The 25822-nt window shown below is 67.1% G+C and carries 20 protein-coding genes and 1 pseudogene; 8 read left to right on the forward strand and 13 right to left on the reverse strand.

All coding sequences use genetic code 11. The features are described from left to right. Positions 1-37 precede the first annotated feature (37 nt). Positions 38-1447 carry a DUF3100 domain-containing protein gene (locus ACZ9CK_RS12650; RefSeq protein ID WP_476050112.1) on the forward strand — a complete coding sequence of 470 codons (1410 nt, stop codon included), beginning with the start codon at positions 38-40 and terminating at the stop codon, positions 1445-1447. Between the two features lie 60 nt (positions 1448-1507). On the opposite strand, the gene ACZ9CK_RS12655 is transcribed toward ACZ9CK_RS12650, so the two are convergent. Then, complete coding sequence (locus ACZ9CK_RS12655) at positions 1508-1708, reverse strand: hypothetical protein (RefSeq protein WP_476050113.1); 201 nt, start codon at positions 1706-1708, stop codon at positions 1508-1510. A gap of 933 nt (positions 1709-2641) precedes the next feature. Between ACZ9CK_RS12655 and ACZ9CK_RS12660 the strand changes: the two genes are divergently transcribed. Beyond that, positions 2642-3139 (forward strand): uracil-DNA glycosylase family protein, encoded by a 498-nt coding sequence (locus ACZ9CK_RS12660; protein WP_476050905.1) that lies wholly within the window; start codon positions 2642-2644, stop codon positions 3137-3139. A 10-nt stretch (positions 3140-3149) separates the two neighbouring features. Here the strand turns inward: ACZ9CK_RS12660 and ACZ9CK_RS12665 are convergent, their stop codons facing one another. Then, complete coding sequence (locus tag ACZ9CK_RS12665; protein ID WP_426298984.1) at positions 3150-3665, reverse strand: DUF2306 domain-containing protein; 516 nt, start codon at positions 3663-3665, stop codon at positions 3150-3152. A gap of 98 nt (positions 3666-3763) precedes the next feature. On the opposite strand from ACZ9CK_RS12665, the gene ACZ9CK_RS12670 reads away from it, so the two are divergent. Further along, positions 3764-4396 carry a MerR family transcriptional regulator gene (locus tag ACZ9CK_RS12670; RefSeq protein WP_476050114.1) on the forward strand — a complete coding sequence of 211 codons (633 nt, stop codon included), beginning with the start codon at positions 3764-3766 and terminating at the stop codon, positions 4394-4396. A gap of 57 nt (positions 4397-4453) precedes the next feature. Here ACZ9CK_RS12670 and ACZ9CK_RS12675 read toward each other — a convergent pair whose 3' ends face one another. The 11 genes from ACZ9CK_RS12675 to ACZ9CK_RS12725 form a co-directional block, all read right to left on the reverse strand. Next, on the reverse strand, positions 4454-5539 hold the full coding sequence (locus ACZ9CK_RS12675; protein ID WP_115790375.1) for an inositol-3-phosphate synthase: 1086 nt from the start codon (positions 5537-5539) through the stop codon (positions 4454-4456). A 153-nt stretch (positions 5540-5692) separates the two neighbouring features. Next, a complete protein-coding gene (mgrA, locus tag ACZ9CK_RS12680) occupies positions 5693-6730 on the reverse strand; it encodes an L-glyceraldehyde 3-phosphate reductase (protein WP_476050115.1) in 1038 nt (345 codons plus the stop codon). A gap of 97 nt (positions 6731-6827) precedes the next feature. Then, positions 6828-8588, reverse strand: coding sequence for a malto-oligosyltrehalose trehalohydrolase (gene treZ / locus ACZ9CK_RS12685; RefSeq protein WP_476050116.1), 1761 nt, complete (start codon positions 8586-8588; stop codon positions 6828-6830). A 34-nt stretch (positions 8589-8622) separates the two neighbouring features. Then, a complete protein-coding gene (gene treY / locus ACZ9CK_RS12690; protein ID WP_476050117.1) occupies positions 8623-10935 on the reverse strand; it encodes a malto-oligosyltrehalose synthase in 2313 nt (770 codons plus the stop codon). Positions 10936-10937: 2 nt separating this feature from the next. Further along, positions 10938-13226: a glycogen debranching protein GlgX gene (gene glgX, locus ACZ9CK_RS12695; protein WP_426299001.1), complete on the reverse strand. Its 2289-nt coding sequence runs from the start codon at positions 13224-13226 to the stop codon at positions 10938-10940. Between the two features lie 119 nt (positions 13227-13345). Then, positions 13346-14926, reverse strand: coding sequence for an NAD(P)H-hydrate epimerase (locus ACZ9CK_RS12700; protein ID WP_476050118.1), 1581 nt, complete (start codon positions 14924-14926; stop codon positions 13346-13348). A gap of 15 nt (positions 14927-14941) precedes the next feature. Beyond that, positions 14942-15289 (reverse strand): holo-ACP synthase, encoded by a 348-nt coding sequence (locus ACZ9CK_RS12705; RefSeq protein ID WP_426299005.1) that lies wholly within the window; start codon positions 15287-15289, stop codon positions 14942-14944. A 5-nt stretch (positions 15290-15294) separates the two neighbouring features. Continuing rightward, a complete protein-coding gene (gene glmS / locus ACZ9CK_RS12710; protein WP_476050119.1) occupies positions 15295-17187 on the reverse strand; it encodes a glutamine--fructose-6-phosphate transaminase (isomerizing) in 1893 nt (630 codons plus the stop codon). A 171-nt stretch (positions 17188-17358) separates the two neighbouring features. Further along, positions 17359-18507, reverse strand: coding sequence for a mannitol-1-phosphate 5-dehydrogenase (locus ACZ9CK_RS12715; protein ID WP_476050120.1), 1149 nt, complete (start codon positions 18505-18507; stop codon positions 17359-17361). Then, entirely contained in the window at positions 18507-20528 is a 2022-nt protein-coding gene (locus ACZ9CK_RS12720; protein WP_426299011.1) for a PTS mannitol transporter subunit IICBA, read from the reverse strand. The genes ACZ9CK_RS12715 and ACZ9CK_RS12720 overlap by 1 nt, the downstream gene beginning before the upstream one ends. A 57-nt stretch (positions 20529-20585) precedes the next feature. Then, positions 20586-21308 (reverse strand): TetR/AcrR family transcriptional regulator, encoded by a 723-nt coding sequence (locus ACZ9CK_RS12725; RefSeq protein ID WP_426299013.1) that lies wholly within the window; start codon positions 21306-21308, stop codon positions 20586-20588. 116 nt (positions 21309-21424) lie between these two features. Here ACZ9CK_RS12725 and ptsP point away from each other — a divergent pair. From ptsP to mscL, 5 genes and pseudogenes are all read left to right on the forward strand, one after another. Continuing rightward, positions 21425-23125, forward strand: a pseudogene (ptsP, locus tag ACZ9CK_RS12730) (phosphoenolpyruvate--protein phosphotransferase). 31 nt (positions 23126-23156) lie between these two features. Beyond that, entirely contained in the window at positions 23157-23435 is a 279-nt protein-coding gene (locus tag ACZ9CK_RS12735) for an HPr family phosphocarrier protein (RefSeq protein ID WP_426299017.1), read from the forward strand. A gap of 132 nt (positions 23436-23567) precedes the next feature. Beyond that, positions 23568-24533 carry a type I pantothenate kinase gene (gene coaA, locus ACZ9CK_RS12740; RefSeq protein ID WP_426299019.1) on the forward strand — a complete coding sequence of 322 codons (966 nt, stop codon included), beginning with the start codon at positions 23568-23570 and terminating at the stop codon, positions 24531-24533. A 5-nt stretch (positions 24534-24538) separates the two neighbouring features. Further along, positions 24539-25399, forward strand: coding sequence for a M15 family metallopeptidase (locus ACZ9CK_RS12745; protein WP_476050121.1), 861 nt, complete (start codon positions 24539-24541; stop codon positions 25397-25399). A gap of 40 nt (positions 25400-25439) precedes the next feature. After that, positions 25440-25814: a large conductance mechanosensitive channel protein MscL gene (gene mscL / locus ACZ9CK_RS12750; protein ID WP_426299023.1), complete on the forward strand. Its 375-nt coding sequence runs from the start codon at positions 25440-25442 to the stop codon at positions 25812-25814. The last annotated feature ends 8 nt before the right edge of the window (positions 25815-25822 follow it).

Consider the following 25822-nt stretch of genomic DNA (forward strand, 5'->3'; position numbering starts at 1 on the left):
CGCCACGCCTCCCCAGCACACGAAGGATGCACCCCCAATGAAGAACCAGTCCACAACCACTGCGGAGGTGGATGAGCGCGCCGTCAAGGTCGACGACCGCTCGAGCAGCCTCTTCACCCCTAGCGCCCGGCAATGGGCAGCGATGATCCTGCTCTCCACCATCGTCTGCGCCGTGGCGATCCTGGCCGGCACGCACAAGATCCCGCTCGGCAACGCGGCGATCGTGCTCATGCCGGTGCTGTGGGCCGTGCTGATCGGCGCCATCATCGGCGTTCAGAAGGTCCGCCCCATGTCCGGCCAGAGCCGTGCGGTCGCCTCGGTGCTGCTGAACGTCAGCATCGTGATGTTCCTGGCCGCACTCGGCACCCACGTGGGCCCCTCCCTGGCCAAGCTGACCACCCTCGGCCCGGCCATCCTGCTCCAGGAGGTTGGCCACATCTTCGGAACCGTCATCCTCGCGTTGCCTGTCGGCGTGGCACTCGGCATGGGACGCACCGCCATCGGCGCCACCTGGGCCATCGACCGCGAGTCCTACCTGGCGTACGCCCTGCAGCGTTTCGGTGTGAAGTCCCCCGTGTACCGCGGGGTGTTCTCCGTCTGGCTGCTGGGCAGCGTATTCGGCGCCGTCTTCATTTCCCTCTTGGCCGGCCTGCTGGGTGGCTTCGGCATCTTCGACCCGCGGGCACTGGCCCTTGGCCTCGGCCTCGGTTCCGGCTCCATGATGCTCGGCGGCGTGGCTGCCCTGTCCATCATCTACCCCGAGGCGGCACCGGAAATCATGGCCCTGGCTGCCCTGTCCAACCTGGTCACCAACCTCATCGGCTTCTACGCCGGAGCATTCCTCTCGCTGCCGATGTCCCTGCGCCTCTACAAGTTCTGGTCGCGCATCTTCCGCCGCGACGATGAGGGCCGCCGCCTGGACCGCAGCGGCAATGTGATCCCCGCCAACCAGGCACGCAAGCCGGAGCGCAGCAAGGTGGACGTGGCCGCCGTGCTCCAGGACCCCGAGGTCCGCACCAAGCCGTCCACTTGGATCATCGCCTTCGGCGCGAGCATCGCCATGGGCATCGTCCTCAACGCCCTGGGCACGAAATCCTTCAGCGTCAACGACATGATCGGCGTCGTGCTCCTTGGCGGCCTCACTGCCCTGGCCTTCGCGCTTGCCAAGTACGTGCCTGCGGTGCCGTCCAGCGTCTGGGTGCTTGGCCTTGGCACCCTGGCCACCGCACCGTTCATGCCCTTCAGCGAGACGGTCATCGCGCTCACCCACAACCTCGACGCACTGTACGTGGGCCTCGGATCGATCGCCCTGCTGGGCATGAACCTGGGACGCGACGTGAACGCCCTGAAGACCTTGAACTGGCGCACCGTGATCGTGGCGATGCTGACGTTCTCGGCGAGCTTCGTGGCCGCGGCAGCATTGGCCCAGTTCGTCATCCACGTGTAGGCACTCACGCCGGAAGGGCGGGTGGACCGGGCGCTTGCCCGCTCCACCCGCCCTTCGGCGTTAATTGCCGCTGACAAAGCCGACGGCGGCACCGTCGGCGTTTTCGGCCAGCAGCAGGTGGTGGCCTGGCCGCCGCAGGAAGTGCCGGGCCAGCTCCGGCGTTACGAGCCCGTCGAACAGGGGTGAGGCGGCCACGAGCCGCTCCTCGTCGACCTCCAAGAGCCTGCGCAAGGTGATTTTGGACGCATCGTGTCCGTCCATGACCCGAGGCTACGCCGGACACCCGGTCAAATGAACGCAGGAAGAACACCAGAGCACCCGCGGCTTGCTAAGATCTAAAAGCTCGACCGGCATTCCGGAGAGCCTCCCCATCAACTGGCCCGGAACGGACGTGCCCCAACGCGCCCGGAACCGGCCCCTGCCCGACCCGAGGAGACCCCTGCCTTCATGACCGCCTTGGCTGAACCGGACTATTTCGAGGACTACGACGAGGATTACCGCAGCGACATCGCTTCGCGGTACGAAGAGGGCTTCGGGCAGGGTCCCGACATCGACGACGACTACGACTCGGGCTACGACGAACTCGACAAACTCTTCGACGGCCTGTTCGACGACGATGACGACGACTTCGACGCCCCGGCCAAGGCCGAGAAGAAGGCTCCCAGCAAGAAGGCAGCCCCGAAAGCGGCTGCTGCGAAGACCGCGGCGCCTAAGAAGGCTGCAGCGAAGTCCATGCCCAAGGCCAGCCCCGTCATCACGCGCCGTGTAGTACCGGTGGCGGCGCCGCCCGTTGAGGCACCCGTGGCCGAGGCCACGCTTCCGGAAGAGGCCACTGTCGAAACCCCCACCGCTGCCGAAGCCCCGCTTGTTGCAGCTCCGGTTATCGACAGTCCCGTTGCCGAAGCCCCCGTTGCCGAGACTCCGACTGCCCACACCCCAGTTGCCCACGCCCCGTCTGCCGAGGCCCCGGTTGCCGAGGCCCCGGTTGCCGAGGCTCCGGTTGCCGAGGCTCCCGTGATCGAGCAGACCGCGTCCGTCACCGTCGTCGAAAGCGCTCCCGCGGAGGGCGCCGAAGAAGCGGAGCCTGCCGTCCCGGACAGCCCGTTCTTCGCCCCGCATATCGCCCCGGTCAACGAACACGTGGACTTCCTGCGCAAGCTCCGCCCCGGCTTCGAGGTGCCCTATGTGGACCCGATGCACTCGGTCGAGGACTGCCGCATCGTCACCCTGTTCTCCAACACCAGCGAAGCCTCCCCGCGGGGTACCGTCTGGGCCGGCGACGACACCGCCGCCACCCGGCTGTTGGGCCTGCAGTTCCAGCTCGGCCTGCGTCCGGAATGGATGATGCCGTGGAACACCCACCCCTGGTTCACCCCGGGCGAGGCCAACGGCAAGCTCACCCCCGAGCAGGTCAGCGCCGGCCTCAAGCCGCTGATCACCTTCCTGAAGCTCGTTCCGCGCGCCTCGGCGATCGTCGCGCACGGCACGGAAGCCAACCGCCTGGCGCAGATGCTCCTCAAGACGGACAACCCGCTGATCTGGCGCCGCGGCCTGAAGGTCTACAAGGCCCGTTCGCTGCACGGCCGCGCCTTCGCCGGTTCCAAGGAACGCCAGACCGAATGGCTGATCGAGATGGGCCGCTCCTACGCGGACGCCATGGCCCGCGCAGGCCTGCAGGCCGGACGGCGCTGATCCCGGCGTTCTAGGCTTTTACGGCAGGTGAACGGTCGACGGCGGCAAGCGGCCGCCGTCGACCGTTTCCGTTTGCCTGTCCGCGGAACAGGGAAAGATAGAGCGCCGCGACGGCGCCCGCCACCAGCACACCCACGAAGACCGCGGTGCCGGGGTCCGTGGCCAGCAGCCGGGGAATCGCCCGGCCCGGCACGGCAACGGCGAAACCGAAGGCGATGGCAGTCCCGATGTAGCTGCCCACCATGTTGCCCCGGTGTGCGGGGATGTTCCGACGGATCGCGCTGATCAGGCCGAGCGTGACAGTCACCAGGGTGAACGCCGACAGCCCGTGAAGCCAGGAGAAATGGCCGCCGGAGACAATCCAGAAACTGCTCAGGCAGACGTAGTACATCGCCGCGACCCACAGGTAACCCATGGTCCGGTGGACCCGGTCCCGCCGGCGGCGCAGGATCTGGGCGGGGCCGATCACCAGGACGAACAGCGCGGCCACCACATGGCTGACAAGAAGGACATTCCAGTGCTCCATGCCTCTAGGATAGGAGCACTATCCTAGACTTGTACATCAAGATAGTCCGGGCCGGATCCGCTATCCAATGCCCGGAATCCCAATCCGCGGGAGGCGCCGTGCAACTGAAGGAACTCAGCACCCGCAGCGCTGTGAGCACGGCCAGCATCAAGTACTACCTCCGCGAAGGGCTGCTGCAGCCGGGCGAGGCAGTCACCGCCACCCGGGCGAGATATGACGAAAAGCATCTGCGACGGCTGGAACTCATCCAGGCCCTGCGGCAGATTGTCGGGCTGGGCATCGAGCAGATCCGCGCCATCCTGTCGCTGGCCGACGGCGGTGCGCCGCGACTGGAGGTGCTGGCGACCGTGCAGCGGGTGGTGCTGCGGCTCGATCCGCACGACGCCGGAAGCAGCCACGATGCAGGCGAAGGACACGTCCGCGCGCGGCCGGGCGACGCCGTGGTGCACCTGCGGGGCTGGCCGGACGAGGAAAGCGACGCCAGGGACGCCCTGGACGCCCAGCTGGCGCTCATGGAACGGCTCGGCATCCCGTTGTCCGCGGAGATCCTGGACGCCTACAGCGCCGCCATGGACACCATCGCCGGGCTGGACCTGCAGCTCACCGCAGCGGCCGCCGACCTCGACCAGGCGATCCTGACGGCCGCCGTCGGGATGCACATGCATTCCCAGCTGCTGCTCAAGCTGCTGGCCCTCGCCCAGGCCAGCCACGCGATCCGGCGTTTCGACTGACCGTGAACGCAAGAACGCTCCCCCACCGGAAGGTGAGGGAGCGTTCTCGAGGAATTCTTAGCGTTCGATGTCGCCGCGGATGAAGGCCTCGACCTTTTCGCGGGCAAGGTCATCGTTGAACTGCTCCGGCGGGGACTTCATGAAGTAGCTGGAGGCGGAGAGCAGCGGGCCGCCGATGCCGCGGTCCAGGCCGATCTTGGCGGCACGGATGGCGTCGATGATGACGCCGGCGGAGTTCGGCGAGTCCCAGACCTCGAGCTTGTACTCCAGGGAAACCGGGGCATCACCGAAGTTGCGGCCTTCGAGGCGGACGAAGGCCCACTTGCGGTCATCGAGCCAGGCCACGTAGTCGGACGGGCCGATGTGGACGTCGTCGGCGTGGAGCTCGGCCTGGACGTTGGAGGTCACCGCCTGGGTCTTGGAGATCTTCTTGGACTCCAGGCGGTCGCGCTCCAGCATGTTCTTGAAGTCCATGTTGCCGCCGACGTTCAGCTGGTAGGTGCGGTCCAGCGTGACGCCGCGGTCTTCGAAGAGCTTGGCCATGACGCGGTGCGTGATGGTGGCACCGATCTGGCTCTTGATGTCGTCGCCCACGATCGGAACGCCCGCGGCGGTGAACTTGTCAGCCCATTCCTTGGTACCGGCGATGAAGACCGGGAGGGCGTTGACGAAGGCAACGCCGGCGTCGATGGCGGCCTGCGCGTAGAACATGGCGGCGTCTTCGGAACCCACGGGCAGGTAGCAGACCATGACGTCGGCCTTTGCCTCGCGCAGGGCGGCGACGATGTCCACGGGCTCGGCCGGGGATTCGACGATGGTTTCGCGGTAGTAGCGGCCCAGGCCGTCCAGGGTGTGGCCGCGCTGCACGATCACGCCGGTCTCGGGCACGTCGGCGATCTTGATGGTGTTGTTTTCGCTGGCCCCGATGGCATCCGCCAGATCCAGTCCGACCTTCTTGCCATCGACATCGAAGGCAGCAACGAACTGGACGTCGCCCACGTGGTACGGACCGAACTCGACGTGCATCAGCCCGGGAATCGTGGCCTGCGGATCGGCGTCGCGGTAATAGTGGACACCCTGGACCAGGGAGGCGGCGCAGTTGCCGACACCGACGATGGCAACACGAATCGGATGTGAAGACACGGAACTCCTTCGAGAACTAAGCTCAGGTGCCTAGCGCGGCCGGAACAGAGGCGGCGTCTTACGGGCACAGCGCCATTCGGCGCAATTTGCATTATACGCAACAGCGGCGGGGCCGGCTTTGTTCCTGCCGGACCCCGCCTTTTGTTGCGGGCGCTACTTCTGCGCCCAGAGGTTGATGTCGGATTCGACGGCGAACTCGTCGATCGCCGTCAGTTCCTCATTCGTGAACGCCAGGTTGTCGATGGCCTTGAGGGTGTCTTCCAGCTGTGCAACGCTCGATGCGCCGACCAGTGCCGAGGTCACGGGCGAGCCCTTGGGCTGATCGCGCAGGATCCAGGCGATGGCCATCTGGGCCAGGGTCTGGCCCCGGCCTTCGGCGATCGCGTTCAGGCCGCGGACCCGGTTGAGCTTTTCCTCGGTGAGGGCCTTTTCGGACAGGAAGCGTTCCTTGGCCGCGCGGGAATCGGCCGGCACCCCGCGCAGGTAGCGGTTGGTGAGCAGCCCCTGCGCGAGCGGCGAGAAGGCAATGGATCCGGCACCCACCTGGTCCAGGGCTTCGTACAGGTTGGGTGAGCCGTTCTCGGTCCAGCGGTTCAGCATCGAGTAGCTGGGCTGGTGGATCAGCAGCGGCGTCCCCATCTCCTTCAGGATGCGTGCCGCCTCGAGGGTCTGTTCCGGAGTGTAGGAGGAGATGCCGGCGTAGAGTGCCTTGCCGGAGCGGACGGCGTGGTCCAGCGCGCCCATGGTTTCCTCGAGCGGTGTCTCCGGATCCGGGCGGTGGCTGTAGAAAATGTCCACGTAGTCCAGGCCCATGCGCTGCAGCGACTGGTCCAGGCTGGAGAGCAGGTACTTCCGGGAGCCCCATTCGCCGTAGGGACCGGGCCACATGTAGTAGCCGGCTTTCGTGGAGATGACCAGTTCGTCCCGGTACCCCTTGAAGTCGTCCTTCAGGTGGCGGCCGAAGTTGGTCTCCGCGGAGCCGTCCGGCGGACCATAGTTGTTGGCCAGGTCGAAGTGGTTCACGCCCAGGTCGAAGGCACGGCGGAGGATGGCGCGCTGCTCCTCGAAGCGCTTGTCGTCGCCGAAGTTGTGCCACAGGCCCAGGGAGATGGCGGGAAGCTTGAGACCGCTGCGTCCGACGCGGCGGTAGGGCATGGTGTCGTAGCGGGTGTCCGCGGCCACATAAGTCATACGTACCATCCTGCCACCGGCGCCAGGCGCGGTGCCGGGCTGTCCGGCATGTGGTCAGGGTCACGTCCCGGGGACAAGCCACCCACACCAACACCGGTCACACAGTTCGTACGACGGCGGCCGCCTCACCCGGGAGGCTCAGCGTCCCGCCGTCGAGGGTTACGGCAGGATCGGTGGCGAGCAGCAGCCGGCCGTCGACGTCGGTGGACAAGGTGTCCGGGCCGAAGTTGCACACCACGCGCACGGCACCGCGGACCAGTTCCAGCCATCGTTCGTCCTCGTTGAAGTCCACATCGCTGGCTTCGAAGCCGCCTTCGCTGAGTTCCGGGGTCGTGCGCCGCAGCACGCCCAGGGCCCGGTACAGGGCGAGCAGCCGGGCATGGTCCCCCTCCCCGGCCTCGTCCCAGTTGAGCTTGGAGCGGAGGAAGGTTTCAGGGTCCTGCGGATTCGGTACCAGCGCCGGGTCCCAGCCCATGCGCTCGAATTCCTTGAGCCGGCCCTCCGCCGTCGCCTTGCCCAGCCATTCTTCCGGATGGGACGTGAAGAACTGCCAGGGGGTCGACGCGCCGAATTCCTCGCCCATGAACAGCATGGGCGTGAACGGGGAGGTCATGGTCAGCACCGCGGCGAGGGCCAGGCGCCCGTAGGAAAGGGAGGCGCTGAGCCGGTCGCCGGCAGCCCGGTTGCCGATCTGGTCGTGGTTCTGGTTGCAGACCACCAGCGCGGACGGGTGGGCAAGGTCCTGCCGGATGGGCCGCCCGTGGTGCCGGGCGCGGAAGCTGGAGTAGCTGCCGTCGTGGAAGAAGCCGTGCCGCAGGACCTTGGCCAGGGCGGCCAGGGATTCGAAATCCGCGTAGTAACCGGCGGTCTCGCCTGTGAGGTTCACATGGACCACGTGGTGGAAGTCGTCGCTCCACTGGCCCGCAAGCCCGTAGCCGTTGGCCTGCCGCGGGTAGATCAGGCGGGGGTTGTTCAAGTCGGACTCGGCGATCAACGTCCTGGGCACCCCGGTTTCGGCCTCGATTCCGTCCGCAAGGATGGCAAGGTCCTCGAGGATGTGCACGGCCCGTTCATCGCGGAGGGCGTGGACGGCGTCGAGCCGGAGCCCGTCCACGTGGTACTCCCGCAGCCACATCGCCGCGTTGTCCAGGATGTAGCGGCGCACCTCGTCGGAGCCTGGCCCGTCCAGGTTCACCGAGTCTCCCCAGGTGTTGCCCGGCCCTGACTTGAGGTACGGCCCGAACTTCGGCAGGTAGTTTCCGCTGGGCCCAAGATGGTTGTAGACCACGTCCTGGATGACGCCGAGCCCAGCGGTGTGGGCGGCGTCCACGAAGCGCTGGTACGCGGCCGGCCCGCCGTACTGCTCGTGGACCGCGTACCAGAGGACGCCGTCGTAGCCCCAGTTGTGGGTTCCGTTGAAGGCGTTGACGGGCAGCAGCTCCACGTAGTCGACGCCCAGTTCCACCAGGTAGTCCAGGTTCCCGGCGGCCGCGTCGAGCGTGCCCTCGGGGGTGAACGTGCCGATGTGCAGTTCGTAGATCAGCGAGCCGCGCAGTCCGCGGCCGGTCCAGCCGGCGTCCTGCCACTGGTGCGCGCCGGCGTCGAACCCTGCCGAGGGCCGATGGACGCCCTCCGGCTGCCGGCGTGAGCGCGGGTCCGGGAACGGTCCTTCCCCGTCCACCAGGTAGCTGTAGGGCACGCCGTCGCCGCCGTTGAACCCGGGAGCGTGCCACCAGCCGGCGGAGGGCCCGGAGAGTCTCTCCATGCTGTACTCCCGGCCCCCGGACACAAGGGCAACGGAACCCGCGGAGGGCGCCCAGACGTCATACGGGCTGGGCGTGGTGGCGTGTTGCGGCATGGTTCTCCCCCTGTATTGGATGTGGTCTAAAGGCTCAGCCGGCGGGCACCAGCAGGGCCACGGGATAGTCCGCAAGCAGCTGCCCGACGGCGGCCGCTCCGGCAGGATAGGACCGTCCCGTGAGTTCGTCGGTACAGCCGGCCGGCAGTTCGACGGCGGTGTCCCGCCAGCCGCCGTCGCGCTCGAGCCGCTTCGGCAGGCGGGTTGCCACGGTCACGGCTCCGCCGCCGTCGGCGCCCCGGTCGAAGGCGATGAGGTGGCCGGCCGCCGCGCCGGAGGCGGCCAGCGGGCGGTAACCGCCGAACAGTTCAGGCTTGCCGCGGCGCAACCGCAGTGCACGGGAAACGACCAGCAGCTTGGCGTCCTGGTCGGTGAACGCCGGGCGGGTGCCGCCATCGAGCCGCTCCAGGGCGGCGACCCGGGCCGGGAAGTCGATCGTCCGGCGGTTGTCGGGGTCGGTGAGCGATCCGTCCCGGAACTCCGTGCCCTGGTAGACATCGGGCACACCGGGCATGGTCAGCTGCACCAGCTTGGCCGAGAGGGAGTTGGACCAACCGTACGGTTCCAGTTCCGCGACGAAGCCGGCCAGTGCCGCAGCCACCTCCGGCATGTCGAATGCGGCGTCGACGGCGGCGGCCAGGGCCTTCTCGAAGGCGGCATCGGGGTCGGTCCAGTTCGTGGAATTGCCGGCTTCCCGGGCGGCCTTGAGCGCAAACGCCTGGAGGCGCTCACGGCTGGCCGGCCAGGCCCCGGCGATGGCCTGCCAGACGAGGGCCGCGAGGGGTCCGTCGGGAATCGGCGCCAGTTCCTGCACCCGGTCCAGGAAGGCCTCCCATTCGGGGACGGCCTCCGAGATGACGGAGATCCGTGCCCGGGTGTCTTCGCTGCGCTTGGTGTCGTGGGTGGTGAGGGTGGTCATGGACAGCGGAAGCCGGGACTGGCGGCGGGCCATGCGCCGGTGGAACTCCTCGGGTGCAACGGCCAGTTCGGTGGGATCGGCACCCACTTCGGTCAGGGTGCCCAGCCGTGTGTACCGGAAGAAGGCTGTGTCCTCCACCCCCTTGGCCATGACCATGCCGGAAGTCTGCTGGAAACGTCGGCCCGGTTCCCCGGCGGCGTCCAGGAGGATCGGGAGCAGGTGCTGCAGGGCCGGTTCAAGCTCGGGCCTGGCACGCCCGGCGTTCTGCACCGCCTCCACCAGGATGTCCTTGCCGTGCGGCAGGTACGTCCGGTAAACGGGGAAAGCGGCGATGGTTTCCGCCAGGGCATCGGCAACAACTGACCGCGGGAACTCCGGGGTTTCCGGGACAAGCCGCGCCAGCCGCAGGATCTCCGAGCGCAGGATGCCGTCCGTGATGCGGCGCTTGGTGCCGTGGATCATCGCCTGGTAGTCCGGCGGGGCGGCGGCGCCGCGCAGGCGGGCGTCCAGGGCGTCCAGGCGCGGGCCTGCGTCGGGATCGACGAAAAGCCGGTCCACGTCGGCGAGCGCGTCATAGCCGGTGGTCCCCTCACAGTCGAAGGTTCCCGGCAGTTCCTCCCCCGGTTCCAGGATCTTCTCCACCAGCACGTAGGCGCCGCCCGTCGCCTGCTTGAGCCGCTCCAGGTAGCCGGCGGGATCCGCCAGCCCATCCGGGTGGTCCACCCGCAGCCCGTCCACAAGTCCCTCGCGGAACCAGCGGCTGATCTCGGCATGCGATTCCTCGAACACCCACGGGACCTCGACCCGGACCCCTGCGAGGGTGCTGACGGCGAAGAAGCGGCGGTAATTCAGCTCGGCGTCGGCCCGGCGCCAGCCCACCAGCTCGTAGTGCTGGCGTGCGTGCACCTCGCGCGGGCTGTCCCCGGGCGCGTGGCTGCCCTCGGCGATCGGGAAGCGGTGCTCGTAGTAGCGCAATTCGCCGTTAACGATTTCCAGCCCGTCCACGTCGTCGTCGCTGCCCAGGACCGGGATCCGGAGCTTGCCGCCCGCCGCGTCCCAGTCGACGTCGAAGGCTTCCGCGTAGCGCGAGGAGCGGCCCTCCTTCAGCAGCGACCACCACCAGGCGTTCTGCGGCGGCGAAGCCACGCCCATGTGGTTGGGAACGATGTCCACGAGCACGCCCAGGCCGTTCTCCCTGGCTGCGGCGGCGAGTGCTGCCAGGCCCTCCGCTCCTCCGCGGGCCGGGTCCACGGAGGAAGGGTCGGTGACGTCGTAGCCGTGCTGGGACCCTTCCTCCGCGGTCAGGATCGGGGACAAATACACCCAGTCCACGCCGAGCGATCTGAGATAGCCGGTGAGCTCCGCTGCGTCCCCGAGGGTGAAGCCGGGGCGGATCTGGAGCCTGTACGTGGAAACGGGTGCCTTCATGATTACCCTTTCGTGGAGTTCTTCCTCGGGGGCTTGCGTTCCGGTGCGGGTTTTTCCGGTGCCGGTTCCGCGGTGGAGCGCAGCTGCGGCGTCGACGGTGAGGTCAGGGAAGCCGTCTCCGAGGTGGTGGTCTGGGAGAGCGCAGCGAGGGAGGCGGCCACTGAATGGTCCGGTTCGCTTTCCGGCGTGCTGTGGGCCCGCAGGACCACCAGGGCCTTGGCCCCCACGGCGAGCAGCGATTCCGCCTCGACAGGTTCGGCGTCGGCGTGGCCGCCGGCCGTATCGATGATCACGTCCCACTTGGGCGCGTACTCATCGGAGGGCACCCGGAAGCCGACTTCGTCGTCGTGGGCGTTGAAGTACAGGAGGAAGTTCACATCCGTGATGCGCCGGCCCTGGTTGTCCCGGCCCCGGATGCCGTCGCCGTTAAGGAACACCCCCACCGAGCGGCCGAAGCCGCTATCCCAGTCCGACGGCGTCATGGTGCTTCCGTCGACGTCGAGCCAGACGATGTCCGGCAGGCGTTCGCCCTCCCCGCGGAGCGCCGGGCGGCCGTCGAAAAAGCGGCTGCGCCGGAAGGTGGGGTGCTTTGCGCGCAAGGCGCTCACCGCGGCCGTGAATTCCACGAGCGGTTGGTCCACGCTGTCCCAGTTGATCCAGGTCAGCTCGGAGTCCTGGCAGTAGGCGTTGTTGTTGCCCTGCTGGGTCCGGCCGAGCTCATCGCCGTGCGCCAGCATGGGCACACCCTGGGACAACAGCAGGGAAGCGATGAAGTTGCGCTGCTGCCGGGCCCTGAGGGCGAGGACCTTCGGGTCCTCGGTGGGGCCCTCGGCGCCGCAGTTCCACGACCTGTTGTGCGATTCGCCGTCGTTGTTGCCTTCTCCGTTGGCCTCGTTGTGCTTCTCGTTGTAGGAGACCAGATCGGCCAGGGTGAAGCCGTCGTGCGCGGTCACGAAGTTGATGGAGGCCACGGGCCTGCGCCCGGAGTGCTCGTAAAGATCGGCCGAACCGGTCAGCCGCGACGCGAACTCGCCAAGGGTTGAGGGTTCGCCGCGCCAGAAGTCACGCACGGTGTCGCGGTACTTGCCGTTCCATTCGGTCCATTGCGGGGGGAAGTTGCCCACCTGGTAGCCGCCGGGCCCGACGTCCCAGGGTTCTGCGATCAACTTGACCTGTGACACCACAGGATCCTGCTGGATGAGTTCAAAGAAGGACGACAGCTTGTCGACGTCGTAAAACTCCCGCGCCAGGGTCGAAGCAAGGTCGAAGCGGAAACCGTCCACGTGCATCTCGGTCACCCAGTACCGCAGCGAGTCCATCAGCAGCTGCAGGGAATGCGGGCTGCGGACGTTCAGGGAGTTTCCAGTGCCGGTGTAGTCCATGTAGTGCTTCAGGTCGCCTTCGACCAGCCGGTAGTACGCGGAATTGTCGATGCCCTTGAAGGAAAGCGTGGGCCCCAGGTGGTTCCCTTCGGCGGTGTGGTTGTAGACCACGTCCAGGATCACTTCGATGCCGGCATCGTGCAGGGAACGCACCATCGCCTTGAAGTCCTGGACCTGCTGGCCGGTGTCGCCCTTGGAGCTGTAGCCGTTGTGCGGGGCGAAGAAGCCGATGGTGTTGTAACCCCAGTAGTTGTTCAGCCCCCGGTCCTGGAGGATGCCGTCGTTGGTGAACTGGTGCACGGGCATGAGCTCGATCGCGGTAACGCCGAGCTTCTTCAGGTGGGCGATCACCGCGGGATGCGCGACGCCGGCATAGGTGCCCCGCTGCTCTTCGGGAACCTCGGGGTGCAGCTGGGTCAGCCCCTTGACGTGCGCTTCGTAGATGACGGACTTGTGGTACGGGATCCGCAGCAACTGGTCGCCGGCCCAGTCGAAGAAGGGGTTGATGACGACGCCGAGCATCATGTGCGCTGCCGAATCGGCGTCGTTCCGGGAGTCGGGGTCTCCCATGTTGTAGGAGAACAGTGCAGGATCCCAGTCGATCTGGCGGTGGACCGCCTTGGCGTAGGGGTCCAGGAGAAGCTTGTTGGGATTGAAGCGGTGCCCGGCCGGGGGGTCGTAGGGGCCGTGCACCCGGTAACCGTATTTCTGGCCCGGCTGGACCTGCGGCAGGTAGCAGTGCCACACGTACCCGTCCACTTCGTTGACGTCGACGCGCACTTCCGAGCCGTCGTCGCCGATCAGGCACAGTTCCACCTTCTCCGCGTTTTCGCTGAAGAGCGCGAAGTTGGTGCCGCTCCCGTCGAAGCTCGCGCCCAAGGGATAAGCCGTTCCGGGCCATACTTCCATAGGGTTCTCCTCTGCGTAGCGGACAAGCGTCTGCCGCCCGCTAACGGCGCGGTTGCGGCAATGTGCCAAGCTACCACGCCCACATTACGGCCGCGCCCGCCCCCTGTAACCCAATCGCCTCATCCGGGGCTATCGTTACGCAGGCCGCCCAGCACCCCCGGCAGCTCCGCCAGGACCGCCCGGGCCGTCAGGGGCCCGCCGCCCGAGGCCCGGCTGCCCGCGCGGCCGTGCAGGCTCGCAGCCACAGCCGCCACCGCGGCCCAGCGGTCCTCCCGGGAGATTCCGAGGGCCGCGAAAGGCCCGTCGTCGTCCATGGCTGCTTCGGCATATTGCGCGGACAGCGAAGCGAGCAGCCCGGCCAGCACGTCCCCGCTGCCGGCTGTTGCCAGCCACGGTGTGCCTTCCGACTGGCTGAACACCGTGCCCGACGGCGATGCCACCAGGGTCGTGGCGCCCTTGAGGAGCACGGTGGCACCGCTGTCCGCGGCGGCCAGGCGGGCAAAATGCAGCGGCCGGGACTCGACGTCGTCCCTCGTCACGGAGGTTTCTCCGCTGACGGTTTCGCGCTGCGAAAGGAACCCGGCCAGTTCACCGGCGTGCGGAGTGAGGATCCAGTTGGCGGGGCAGCGCGCCGGCAGCAGCCCGAGCGCCCCGGCGTCGACGACGGCGGGCTGGCCGGCTGCGAGGGCAGCCTCCAGTGTGTCCCTGGCCCGCCGCAACTGGCGGCTGTCGGCGCCCTCTGGGGAATCTTCGGCCAGTCCGGGGCCCAGCAGCCAGGCCTGGACGCGGCCCGGGCTGTCCGACTCCACGATCGCTTCGGGCGTGCGCGCCAGCACCTGCCTGGCCACGCTTTCGGGCCCAAGGTAGCGCACCATCCCCGCCCCGGACACGGAGGCACTTTCCACACAGAGCACCGCGGCTCCTGGATAGCGTTCCGAACCGGCGACCACACCGAGCACCCCCCTGCTGTATTTGTGGTCCCGGCGCCCGGGTGCCGGCAGGAGTGAGGCAAGTTCCGCGGCACCGAAGCGGCGGAGCGAAGGGTCCGGCAGCCGGTCTTCGATCCCGATCCGTACCAGTTCGGCCCGCCCGGAGCAGCCCTCGCCCGGATCGACCAGCAGGCCGGCCTTGATCCCGCCGAAGCTCACCGTCACGTCGGCCGGCAGCACGGGCCAGTGCACTTCGCCGGTGTCGGCATCCACCCCGCTCGGGATGTCGCAGGCCACCACCAGGGCAGGCTTGAGTTCCTGGAGCAGGGACACGAGCTCGGCCGCGGCTCCGCGCAGGCCGCCGCGGGCACCGGTGCCCAGTACCGAGTCGATGATGACGTCGTCGCCGGCCGCCAGCACAGCAAGGTCCTCCACATTGTCCGCCGCGAGCCGGAGGGCGCGGCCGCCCGCCGCGAGGAAGGCGGCCAGCGCCGCGGGATGTGCGCTATCCGCGGTGAGCACCGCCGTCGTGCGCATGCCGCGCGCGGCGAGTTTCGCCCCGGCGAACAGTCCGTCCCCGCCGTTGTTGCCCTTGCCCGCCAGCACGGTCACCGAGGAGCCGTAGATCCGGCGTCCGCGGCTCTGCAGTTCGCGGACGACGGCGGCCGCCAAACCGTGGGCGGCCCGCTGCATGAGAACAGCGCCCTCACCGGAGTCCAGGAGCGGTTGTTCCGCTTCCCTGACCTGTGTTCCGGTGAAGGCGCTGATCATCGAGGTGTGTTGTTGTCAGCCTTCGGCAACGACCATGGCCGTGGCGATCCCGCCGTCGTGGCTTATGGACAGGTGCCAGCGCTTGACCCCCTTGGCGTCGGCCACCGCCAGGACGGTGCCCTGGACCTTGATGGTGGGGCCGTTTTCGTCCAGGCCGATCCAGCAGTCCTGCCAGTTCATACCTGCGGGGGCTCCGAGGACCTTCGCCACAGCCTCCTTGGCCGCAAAGCGCGCGGCCAGGGACCGGACATGGAGCTCCCGCTCGGCGGGCACGAAAAGGCGGTCCCGCAGCCCCGGTGTCCGTTCCAGCTGCCGTTCGAATCGTTCGATGTCTACGACGTCTACGCCGATGCCAACAATCATGCGGCTTATTCTACGGTGACGCTCTTGGCGAGGTTGCGCGGCTGGTCCACGTCGTAGCCCTTGGCCCCGGCGAGCTCCGCGGCGAAGATCTGCAGCGGGACCGTGGTCAGCAGCGGCATGAGCAGCGTGGGGGTCTCCGGGACGTAGAAGACGAACTCGGCGTAGTCGCGGACTGCCTCGTCGCCTTCTTCGGCAATAACCAGGGTCCGGGCGCCGCGGGCGCGGACTTCCTGGATGTTGCTGACCACCTTGGAGTGCAGGGAGTCGCGGCCGCGCGGGGACGGAACCACCACGAAGACCGGCTGGCCTTCGTCGATCAGGGCGATCGGACCGTGCTTGAGCTCACCGGCGGCGAAGCCTTCAGCATGGATGTAGGCGATTTCCTTGAGCTTCAGCGCACCCTCGAGTGCCACCGGGAAACCGACGTGGCGGCCCAGGAACAGCACGGACTTTTCGTCCTTCATGCTGCGGGCGAGCTCACGCAGGGGTCCGGAGTTGTCCAGGATCTTCTGGATCTTGGCCGGGATCTTGGACAGGTCAGCAAGGACGTCCTTGATCTGGCCGGTGAAGATGTTGCCGCGCAGCTGGGCCAAGTACAGGCCGAGCAGGTAGGCCGCAGTGATCTGCGCCAGGAAAGCCTTCGTGGAAGCCACGGCGATTTCCGGGCCGGCGTGCGTGTAGAGCACGGCGTCGGATTCACGCGGAATGGTGGAGCCGTTGGTGTTGCAGATGGAGATCGTCTTGGCGCCCTGTTCGCGGGCGTAACGGACGGCCATGAGGGTGTCCATGGTTTCGCCCGACTGGCTGATGGAAACCACCAGGGTGTTCGCGTCGACGATCGGGTCACGGTAGCGGAACTCGTGGGCCAACTCCACCTCGGTGGGAATGCGGCACCAGTTCTCGATGGCGTACTTTGCCACCATGCCTGCGTAGGCTGCCGTGCCGCAGGCGAGGACGATGATCTTGTCGACCTGCTTGAGGAGCTCCGGATCGATGCGGAGTTCGTCGAGGGTCAGCTTGCCGTTGAGGTCGGAACGGCCCAGCAGGGTCTGCGCGACGGCGTCCGGCTGGTCATTGATTTCCTTCTCCATAAAGGAGGGGAAGCCGCCCTTTTCGGCAGATGCCGGATCCCAGTCGACGTTGTATTCCTTGCCTTCTGCGGGGGCACCAAAGAAGTCGGTGATCTCCACGGTGTCGGCGGTGATGGTGACGATCTGGTCCTGGCCCAGTTCGACGGCACGGCGGGTGTAGTCGATGAAGCCCGAGACGTCGGAGCCGAGGAAGTTTTCGCCCTCGCCGAGGCCCACCACGAGCGGGGAGTTGCGGCGTGCTGCGACGACGACGCCGGGCTGCTCGGCGTGCACGGCCAGGAGGGTGAAGGCGCCTTCGAGGCGCTGGCAGGCAAGCTGCATGGCTTCGGTCAGGGATCCCTTGGAGGAATCGCCGCCGAGCTGGTTGCGGAAGATGTCGCCCAGCAGGGCTGCGGCGACCTCGGTGTCCGTTTCGGACTTGAACTCGACGCCCTTGGCCAGGAGTTCCTGCTTCAGCTCTGCAAAGTTTTCGATGATGCCGTTGTGGATCACGGCCAGGCGTCCGCCGTCGGCCAGGTGCGGGTGGGCGTTTCCGTCGGTGGGACCACCGTGGGTTGCCCAGCGGGTGTGTCCGATGCCGGTCAGGGATTCAGGCAGCGGCTTGGCCTCGAGTTCGCCAAGGAGGTTTGCAAGCTTTCCCGCCTTCTTACGGGAGGAAATGGCGCCGTCGGCGACTACTGCAACGCCTGCCGAGTCGTAGCCCCGGTACTCCAAGCGGCGCAGGCCTTCGAGGACGACGTCCAGGGCTCCGTGCCCGGCACCGGCCGGACGGGACGAATTACCAACATAACCAACGATTCCACACATGGGCATAAGCCTAACTGTTCTCGGGGACAACGGAGGTGGGATGTCGGGCGAATGTGACGCAATCGCCCGACGACGCCGCGCAATAAGGGCGCCGTTTCGGCGCAACAATGCGGCCCGCCCCGTCCGTTTCGGGGAGGGCCGCATCCTTGCTGCCGCAAAAAACGCGGGAGCCTAAAGCTCTGCCTTGCGTTCGGCGACGAGGCGGAGCAACTCGCTGTACAGCGGATGCCCTACCCCGATGCCTGTGATCTTCTCCGTGGCCTCGGCATCGTCCAGCCTAGCCAGGGATTCGGCCAGTTCCATTGCTTCTTGGTCCGCGCCGTCGTCGAAACGCAGGGCCGCCGACATCGCCCCGAGCAGGGCAACGGGCGTCACCCCGCGCTCGGCGAGTTCCGCGGCAGGTCCGACGAAACGTTCATGCCGGCTGAGCTTCCGCAAGGGCGCCCGGCCCACGCGGACCACCGTGTCCGGCAAGTGCGGGTTGGTGAAGCGGGACAGGATCTTCTGCACGTACGCTTCCTGCTCGGCTTCGGCGAAACCGTGCTTGGCCACCAACAATGCCTTGGTTTCGTCAAGGACGGCCCGGACCTTCGCGGCCACGGCCGGATCGGCCATGGCATCGGAAATCTTCTCCAAGCCTGCCGCGTATCCGAAGTACGCCGCCGAGGCGTGCCCGGTGTTCACTGTGAACAACTTCCGCTCGATGTACGGCCCCAGCTCGTCCACGAACGTCGCCCCGGGGATCACGGGCGCGTTGACACCGAACGGCGTACGGTCGATGACCCATTCGTGGAACGTCTCCACCGTGACGTCCAACCCCTGTCCCGGCGCCTGGTTGGGAACGATGCGGTCCACCGCAGTGTTGGCGAAGACAGCGACGGCGTCCAGCTCACCTGCGGAGTCGTCCCAAGCCGCCCGCACCTCCTCCCGGAGGAGGTCGGTGGCGTTGATGGCGTTCTCGCACGCCATCACCTGCAACGGCGGCAGTGAGGCCTTCCGGGCGGCAAGCCCGCGGGCGATCACCGGCGCCACGAACTTCAGGATGTGCGGGCCGACCGCCGTGGTGACCACATCCGCCGTCGAGATTTCCTCGACAACGGCGGCTTCCTGCGTACCCGAGTTGAGCGCACGGAACCCGTCGACGGTCTTGGCCGCCGGGTTCTCGCCCACCTCGTGCACCTCGTAGCTGTCCGCGGCTGCGAGCTGGCTGATCAGTGCGTCCGCGACATCCGCGAACACCACCTCGTAACCGGCCTCGTGCAGCAGCAGCCCCACGAATCCGCGCCCGATGTTGCCTGCCCCGAAATGGACTGCCTTCACTATGCGTTGACCTTTCCGAACAGTTCCAGGATTTCCTCAACCGTGGTGGCTTCCTCCAACTGGGCCACCTGCGCCTTGTTGGTGAAGATCTTGGCGATGGAGGCGAGGATGTGGAGGTGCTCATTGTTGAGGCCGGCCACGCCGACCACGAACTTCACTTGCTTGCCGGCCCAGTCGATGCCCTCGGGGTAGCGGATGATTGACACCGCCGAGTGCTTGATGTGCTCCTTGGCGTCGTTGGTGCCGTGTGGGATTGCCAGGAAACTGCCCATGTAGGTGGACACGGATTCCTCGCGTTCGTGCATGGCCCGGACGTACGTGGTGTCCACGGCGCCGCGTTCCAGCAGGAGCTTCCCGGCTTCGTCGATGGCGGCGTCGCGGTCGCGCGCGGTGCCGTTCAGGACCACGCTCTCGGCAAGCAGTACGCCTTTGCCCCCGACGGCGGCAGCCGGCTCAGCGGCGTGCGCACCTTGCGCCGTGGCCACCTGGGCCTCGATGGCGCCGTCCGGGTGGGCGGCCGCGGGGCCTTCCGTGTTGCTGGTCTTCACCAGTTCGACGATCTCGTCGTACTTGGGGCTGTTCATGAAGTTGTCCACCGAGTAGTGCACGGCGCTGCTCGTCCTCGGCTGGGCGCGCTCGGTGAGGTCTTCATGGGTGACCACGACGTCGTAGGTGTCGCTCAGGTTGGCGATGGCCGAATTGGTGACCTTCACGTCCGGGAAGCCGGCGGCCTTGATCTTGTTGCGCAGCACCGAAGCTCCCATGGCGCTGGAACCCATGCCGGCGTCGCAAGCAAACACAATGTTCTGCACGGGCCGGGTCAGGACGGCCACGTCGGTGCGGTCGCTGGCGCCGCCGCCGGCCAGGGCCGAGGAGACGGAGCTCTTCTTGCCCTTCATGGCTTCCATGCGGGACGTGGCCGCTGCGAGGTCGTCCTCGCCCTTGTCCTTCGACGTGCGCAGGATGAGGGAGGCAATCAGGAAGGAAACCGTCGCCGCGAGCACCACGGCGAGGATCACGCCGAAGTAGCTGTCACGGGAGGTCTGGAAGAGGACCGCGAAGATCGAGCCCGGAGCGGACGGTGCAACCAGGCCGGAGTTGGTGAGGGCGAGCGTTGCGATGCCGGTCATGCCGCCGCCGATGGTGGCGAGGATCAGGATCGGCTTCATCAGCACATACGGGAAGTAGATCTCGTGGATACCGCCCAGGAAGTGGATGATCGCAGCGCCGGGAGCAGAAGCCTTGGCAGCCCCGCGGCCGAAGAACATGTAGGCAAGCAGGACGCCCAGGCCCGGGCCGGGGTTGGCTTCGAGCAGGAACAGGATGGACTTGCCCTGCTCCAGGGACTGCTGGATGCCCAGCGGGGTGAGCACGCCGTGGTTGATGGCGTTGTTGAGGAAGAGGACCTTGGCCGGCTCGATGAAGATGCTGGTCAGCGGCAGCAAGTTGTTGTGGACCAGGAACTGGACTACGTTTCCGGCGCCCTGGCTGAACCAGGTGACCAGCGGTGAGATGCCATAGAAGCCGAGCAGGGCCAGCAATGCGCCCCAAATGCCGGCGGAGAAGTTGTTCACCAGCATTTCGAAGCCGGGGCGGATCTTGCCGTCCCAGAGGGAGTCGAGCTTCTTGATGGACCAGCCGCCCAGCGGGCCCATGATCATGGCGCCGATGAACATCGGGATGCCAGCGCCGACGATGACGCCCATGGTGGCGATGGCGCCCACGACGCCGCCACGGACGTCATAGACGATCTTGCCGCCCGTGTATCCGATGAGCAGCGGGAGGAGGTACTTGATCATGGGACCGACCAGGCCCACGTTGGCAACTCCCTCGGCGTTGGTACCGAAGCCGCCGAGCGCAGGCACGGGAAGCCAGCCCTTCTCGATGAACAGGGCCGTAATGATGCCCCACGCGATAAAGGCGCCGATGTTGGGCATGATCATGCCGGACAGGAATGTTCCGAACTTTTGGACGCGAACGCGCAGAGTGGTCCGGGGCTTTGCAACGGTCTCTGTTGCCATGTTAATTCCTAACGGTATCCCGCTACGGTGCGGGCTAGTCGATGCAGAGGGCAGCCCTTAGGAGCTGCCGGAAATGCGGTGAAGCCACTCAAGGAAGAGCTTCAGTTCAGAGCTGGACAGTTGGTCCGAATGCGAGGCCTGCAGTGCCGCATTCAGGGCGATGGCCGCAACAACGACGGAGGACTTACCGGTGTCCTCCGCTGCGGCGCCACGGGCGGTTTCCGTGGAGACGGCGGAAATCATGGAATCCCGGGTCATCGTTGAGAGCTCGAGGTTCCGGTCTTCCGCCGGTTCGGAGATGAGCATGAGCGTGACACCCACGTTGGCCGCGAGGATGCTTCGTGCCGCTTCGCGGGGCGGCACGTTGATCTGGCCGGCGATCGCGGCCTTGTTCAGCATTTCTTCCAAGAGCCCCTCGGCGTCAGCCACGACTGCCGGGCGGCTCTCCGGCCTGATGTTGCCGAACATCACCAAGTACAGATGGGGCTGGGCAAGTCCGAACGCTACGTGCTTGTCCCACATCCGCCGGATGTCCTCCAGGGGTTCCCCGGAGGGCGCAAAGTCGCGCTCCCCTGCCACGTACTCTTCAAAGCCGGCTGACACAACAGCGTCGAACAAGCCTTCTTTGTCGCCGAAGTGGTGGTAGAGCGTGGGTGCCGTGACCCCGGCCAGCTTGGTGATCTGGCGCGTTGAGACCGCTGACCCTTCTGAATTCGCCAGCAATTCGGCCGCCGCGCGGAGCAGCCGGACTTTGGGCGGAAGCTGGTCATCGAAACTCATAGCCGCTACCCTAGCATCTATAGCGCCGCTATATGAAGTGGCTCACAAACAATTTTCCCGGATCCGCGGTGCCGCTGCCGCAGGCTCCGGACGTACAAACAGAAGCAGAGGATTCAGTGCAGAATTTCCAAGGGGTAGGAGTCAGCCCGGGCCGCATTGTCGGCCCCGTCCGCCGGATGCCCAAAGCGGTGGCCGAACCACCGTCGGGCGAGCGCCTGGACCCGGCCATCAGCGCGGAAGCCGCGGTCGCAGGACTGAAGACCGCGGCGCAAGCCGTGCACGACGGCCTCAAGGCCCGCGCGGAGACCGCATCCGGCGACGGAAAGGCCGTCCTGGAAGCCACTGCCCTGATGGCCAGGGACACCATGCTGCTGAAGACAGCCGCCAAGCTCATCAACGCGGGCACCTCGGCGGAACGCGCCATCTGGGAGGCCGCGGCGTCCGTAGCGGAAATGCTGCACAATCTTGGCGGGTACATGGCCGAACGCGCCACCGATGTGCTGGATGTGCGCGCCCGTATCGTCGCCGAGCTGCGCGGCGTCCCGGCGCCCGGCATCCCTTCCTCGGAGACGCCTTTCATCCTGGTGGCCGAGGACCTCGCCCCGGCCGATACCGCCACCCTGGACCCCGCCAAGATCCTCGCGCTGGTGACCTCCGGCGGCGGTCCGCAGTCCCACACCGCCATCATCGCCCGCTCCCTGGGCCTGCCCGCGGTGGTTGCCGCACACGGCGTGGACGAAGTGGCCGACGGCTCCGAGGTCTATGTGGACGGCGCTGCCGGGTTTGTCGCCGTTCGCCGTCCGAGGAGCAGCGTTCCGCCGCCACTGCGTGGGCGGAAACCTCCGCGACGCTGGCCTCCTTCGACGGAAACGGCACGACGGCGGACGGGCACCTGGTGCCACTCCTCGCCAACGTGGGCGGTGCCAAAGATGCCGTGGCAGCTGCCGCCCTCGGCGCCCAGGGGGTGGGCCTGTTCCGCACCGAATTCTGTTTCCTGGAACGTGACACCGAGCCGTCCGTGGACGAGCAGGCCGCCGCATACAAGGCCGTGTTTGACGCCTTTCCCGGCAGGAAGGTGGTCCTGCGCACCCTCGACGCCGGTGCAGACAAGCCGCTGCCCTTCCTCACCGATGCCACCGAACCCAACCCTGCCCTCGGCGTCCGCGGGTACCGGACGGACTTCACCACTCCGGGCGTCCTGGAACGCCAGGCTTGAGGCCATCGCACGGGCAGCTTCCGAATCGGAAGCCGACGTGTGGGTCATGGCGCCCATGATCTCCACGGCCGCGGAAGCCGCACGGTTCGCCTCCCTCTGCGACGCGGCAGGATTGCAGACCCCCGGCGTCATGGTGGAGGTTCCCTCCGCGGCGTTGACGGCGGCCACGGTGCTGCGCGACGTCGGCTTCGCCTCGCTCGGCACCAACGACCTCACCCAGTACGCCATGGCTGCGGACCGCCAGCTCGGCCCGCTCGCCGAGCTCAATACCCCTTGGCAACCCGCCGTGCTCCGGCTCGTGCAGCTCACCGTCGAAGGCGCCGCCCTGGAAGCGTCCCAGCGGGGCGGCAGCGCCAAACCCGTGGGCGTCTGCGGCGAGGCGGCCGCGGACCCGGCCCTCGCCGTCGTACTTGCCGGGCTGGGCGTCTCCACGCTCTCGATGACGGCCCGCTCGCTGGCCGCGGTGGGCACGGTCCTCAAGACCGTCACCCTGGAGCAAGCGCAGGAGTTGGCACAGCTCGCCCTGTCGGCGCCCGGCGCTACCGAGGCGCGCGACTGGGTCCGCGCCAAACTTCCCGTGCTCGAAGAGCTCGGCCTCTAGACCATTCCGACCAACCACCAAGGAGACACCCATGCCCGAACGCACAGCCACCATCGCCAGCCGCTCCGGACTGCACGCCCGTCCCGCGGCCCTGTTCGCCGAAGCCGCGGGCGAGCAGCCCGTGGAAGTCACCATCGCCATGCAAGGCGCTTCCGCCGATGACGCGCTCGACGCCGCCAGCATCCTTTCGCTCATGACTCTTGGCGCCGCGCAGGGCGACGTGGTGGTGTTGCGGGCCGAAGGCGACGGCGCTGACCAGGCCCTCGAGTACCTGGTCCAGGTCCTCGAAACCGACCACGACGCCACGTAGCAGGGCACGGCCGGGGCCCCGCTTCACCCTCGAAGCGGGGTGCCGGGCCGTCCCTTGTTCATCCCCCTTTCCTTACCGGCATTGCACGGTCCGCATTTCGTGTTGGAGTCCGGGAGGGGCAGAATCAATTAGGTGACTTTGCAACGCAACGAGGCGAACGGCGACACTTCCTCGCCTTTCGTGGAGCTGGACAGGCAGACCTGGTCCCGACTGGCCGCGCAGATGGAGCAGCCTCTCAATGAGGAGGACATCATCCGGCTGCGGGGCCTCGGCGACCCTCTCGACATGAAGGAAGTGCGCGAGGTCTACCTGCCCTTGTCGCGGCTCCTGCACCTCTATGTGGAGGCATCCCACCAGCTGCACGCGGCCACCACTACCTTCCTGGGCGAAAAGACCCAGCGCACGCCCTTCGTGATCGGCGTGGCCGGTTCGGTCGCCGTCGGGAAATCCACCATCGCCCGTGTGCTGCGCGAGATGCTGCGCCGCTGGCCGGGCACCCCGAACGTCGAACTCATCACCACCGACGGCTTCCTTTACCCGCTCGCCGAGCTGAAGCGCCGGCACCTGCTCGAACGCAAGGGTTTCCCGGAGTCCTACGACCGCCGGGCTCTGCTTCGCTTCGTGAGCGAGATCAAGGGCGGCGCCGAGGAAGTCCGGGCCCCGTGGTATTCGCACGTCACCTACGACATCGTGCCGGACAAGGAAGTGGTGGTCCGCCGCCCGGATGTGCTCATCGTCGAAGGCCTGAACGTCCTGGCGCCGGCGCGTCCCCGCCACGACGGCCGGCAGGGCCTGGCCTTGAGCGACTTCTTCGATTTCTCCATCTACGTGGATGCCAAGACCTCCTATATCGAGGAGTGGTACGTGGACCGGTTCAGGAAGCTGCGCGGCACCGCCTTCGCGCAGCCGGAATCCTACTTCCACCGCTACGCCACGCTGTCCGACGCCGAGGCCGAAGCGACGGCCCGGGGCATCTGGAAGCGCATCAACGAGCCGAACCTCGAAGAGAACGTCCTGCCGACCCGCGGCCGCGCCCAACTGGTCCTCACCAAGGACGCCGACCACACCATCCGCAGGATGCTCCTGCGAAAGGTCTAGCACGCATGTGCCATAACAATGCGCCGGACCGCAGGACGTTCACGGCGCTGCTCGCCGCGGGCCTCGGGATTGCCGCGCTCACCGCCTGCACCCCGGAAGAAGCCAACAGCACCGCCGCCGCGACAGGCAGCCCGACGGCGTCAGCCAGCCCGAGCGCAACAGGCAGCCCGACGGCGTCAGCCAGCCCGAGCGCCGCGGCCACCAAGCAGCCGCTCGCTTCACCCCGCAAAGCCCCGCTGCCGCCGTCGGCGTCCCTCCCGAGACAGCATTCGCTCACTGATCCGCGCAGCCCCTGGGTGGTGGTCAACAAGCACCGCCCGCTCACGCCGCTGCAATTCGTCCCGCCGGACCTGGTCCGGCCCGCCGTGCAGCTCGCCACAAGCGGCGAGTCCGCACTGCTCAACAGCACGACGGCGGCCGCCGCCGGGAAGCTCTTCGCGGCCGCTGCTGCCGACGGCGTCACCTTGACCCTGGCCTCGGGTTACCGTTCCTTCCAGAGCCAGACGGCCACGTACAACGGCTACGTCGCCGCCCGCGGCAGGGCGTCGGCGGACACCGCCTCGGCCCGCCCCGGGTTCTCGGAACACCAGACCGGCTGGGCCTTCGACATCGGCGACGGCGGCGGGGCCTGCAGCTTCCAGCCCTGCTTCGCGGAGCAGCCGGCGGCTGTTTGGGTCAAGGCCAACGCGTTCAAGTACGGCTTCGTGGTCCGCTACCCCTGGATGCTCCACGAAACCACCGGCTACTACTACGAACCCTGGCATCTGCGGTACCTGGGACCCGAAGCGGCCGGTGACATGGCCAAACGGGGCATCGCCTCCGTGGAGGAGTACTTCGGCCTGGAGGCGGCACCGGCCTACCGCTGACCTCCCGGATCCATCGCATGTCGTGCGCTATTTTGGAGCCATGTTGAGCGGATTCAAGAAGTTTGTCATTCAGGGCAACGTCATCGACTTTGCCGTAGCCGTCGTCATCGGCGCCGCCTTCAACGCGGTGGTCGATGCGATCGTCAAGGGTCTCCTGACCCCACTGATTGCCCGTCTTTTCAACGCCAAGGACCTTGCCGGGATGACCTGGGAAGGCTTTGCCTACGGCAGCGTCATTGCTGCCATTATCAATTTCGTGCTCGTGGCGGGCGCGATCTACTTCATCGTTGTTGCACCCATGAACCATCTGATCGAGCGCCGCAACGCAAAACTGGGCATCACACAGGAAGAGGAAGCTGCCGATCCGCAGATCGCGCTGCTCACCGAAATCCGGGACAGCCTGGCCAACAAATAGCCCGGACA

The organism is Arthrobacter sp. TE26545, from assembly GCF_056279005.1.

Excerpts from the sequence above, each read along its gene's own strand:
- ACZ9CK_RS12650 (WP_476050112.1), top strand. The coding sequence starts at position 38 with ATGAAGAACCAGTCCACAACCACTGCGGAGGTGGATGAGCGCGCCGTC.
- ACZ9CK_RS12655 (WP_476050113.1), bottom strand. The coding sequence starts at position 1,708 with ATGGACGGACACGATGCGTCCAAAATCACCTTGCGCAGGCTCTTGGAG.
- ACZ9CK_RS12660 (WP_476050905.1), top strand. The coding sequence starts at position 2,642 with ATGCACTCGGTCGAGGACTGCCGCATCGTCACCCTGTTCTCCAACACC.
- ACZ9CK_RS12665 (WP_426298984.1), bottom strand. The coding sequence starts at position 3,665 with ATGGAGCACTGGAATGTCCTTCTTGTCAGCCATGTGGTGGCCGCGCTG.
- mgrA (WP_476050115.1), bottom strand. The coding sequence starts at position 6,730 with ATGACTTATGTGGCCGCGGACACCCGCTACGACACCATGCCCTACCGC.
- treZ (WP_476050116.1), bottom strand. The coding sequence starts at position 8,588 with ATGCCGCAACACGCCACCACGCCCAGCCCGTATGACGTCTGGGCGCCC.
- treY (WP_476050117.1), bottom strand. The coding sequence starts at position 10,935 with ATGAAGGCACCCGTTTCCACGTACAGGCTCCAGATCCGCCCCGGCTTC.
- glgX (WP_426299001.1), bottom strand. The coding sequence starts at position 13,226 with ATGGAAGTATGGCCCGGAACGGCTTATCCCTTGGGCGCGAGCTTCGAC.
- ACZ9CK_RS12700 (WP_476050118.1), bottom strand. The coding sequence starts at position 14,926 with ATGATCAGCGCCTTCACCGGAACACAGGTCAGGGAAGCGGAACAACCG.
- ACZ9CK_RS12705 (WP_426299005.1), bottom strand. The coding sequence starts at position 15,289 with ATGATTGTTGGCATCGGCGTAGACGTCGTAGACATCGAACGATTCGAA.
- glmS (WP_476050119.1), bottom strand. The coding sequence starts at position 17,187 with ATGTGTGGAATCGTTGGTTATGTTGGTAATTCGTCCCGTCCGGCCGGT.
- ACZ9CK_RS12720 (WP_426299011.1), bottom strand. The coding sequence starts at position 20,528 with ATGGCAACAGAGACCGTTGCAAAGCCCCGGACCACTCTGCGCGTTCGC.
- ACZ9CK_RS12725 (WP_426299013.1), bottom strand. The coding sequence starts at position 21,308 with ATGAGTTTCGATGACCAGCTTCCGCCCAAAGTCCGGCTGCTCCGCGCG.
- ACZ9CK_RS12735 (WP_426299017.1), top strand. The coding sequence starts at position 23,157 with ATGCCCGAACGCACAGCCACCATCGCCAGCCGCTCCGGACTGCACGCC.
- ACZ9CK_RS12745 (WP_476050121.1), top strand. The coding sequence starts at position 24,539 with ATGTGCCATAACAATGCGCCGGACCGCAGGACGTTCACGGCGCTGCTC.
- mscL (WP_426299023.1), top strand. The coding sequence starts at position 25,440 with ATGTTGAGCGGATTCAAGAAGTTTGTCATTCAGGGCAACGTCATCGAC.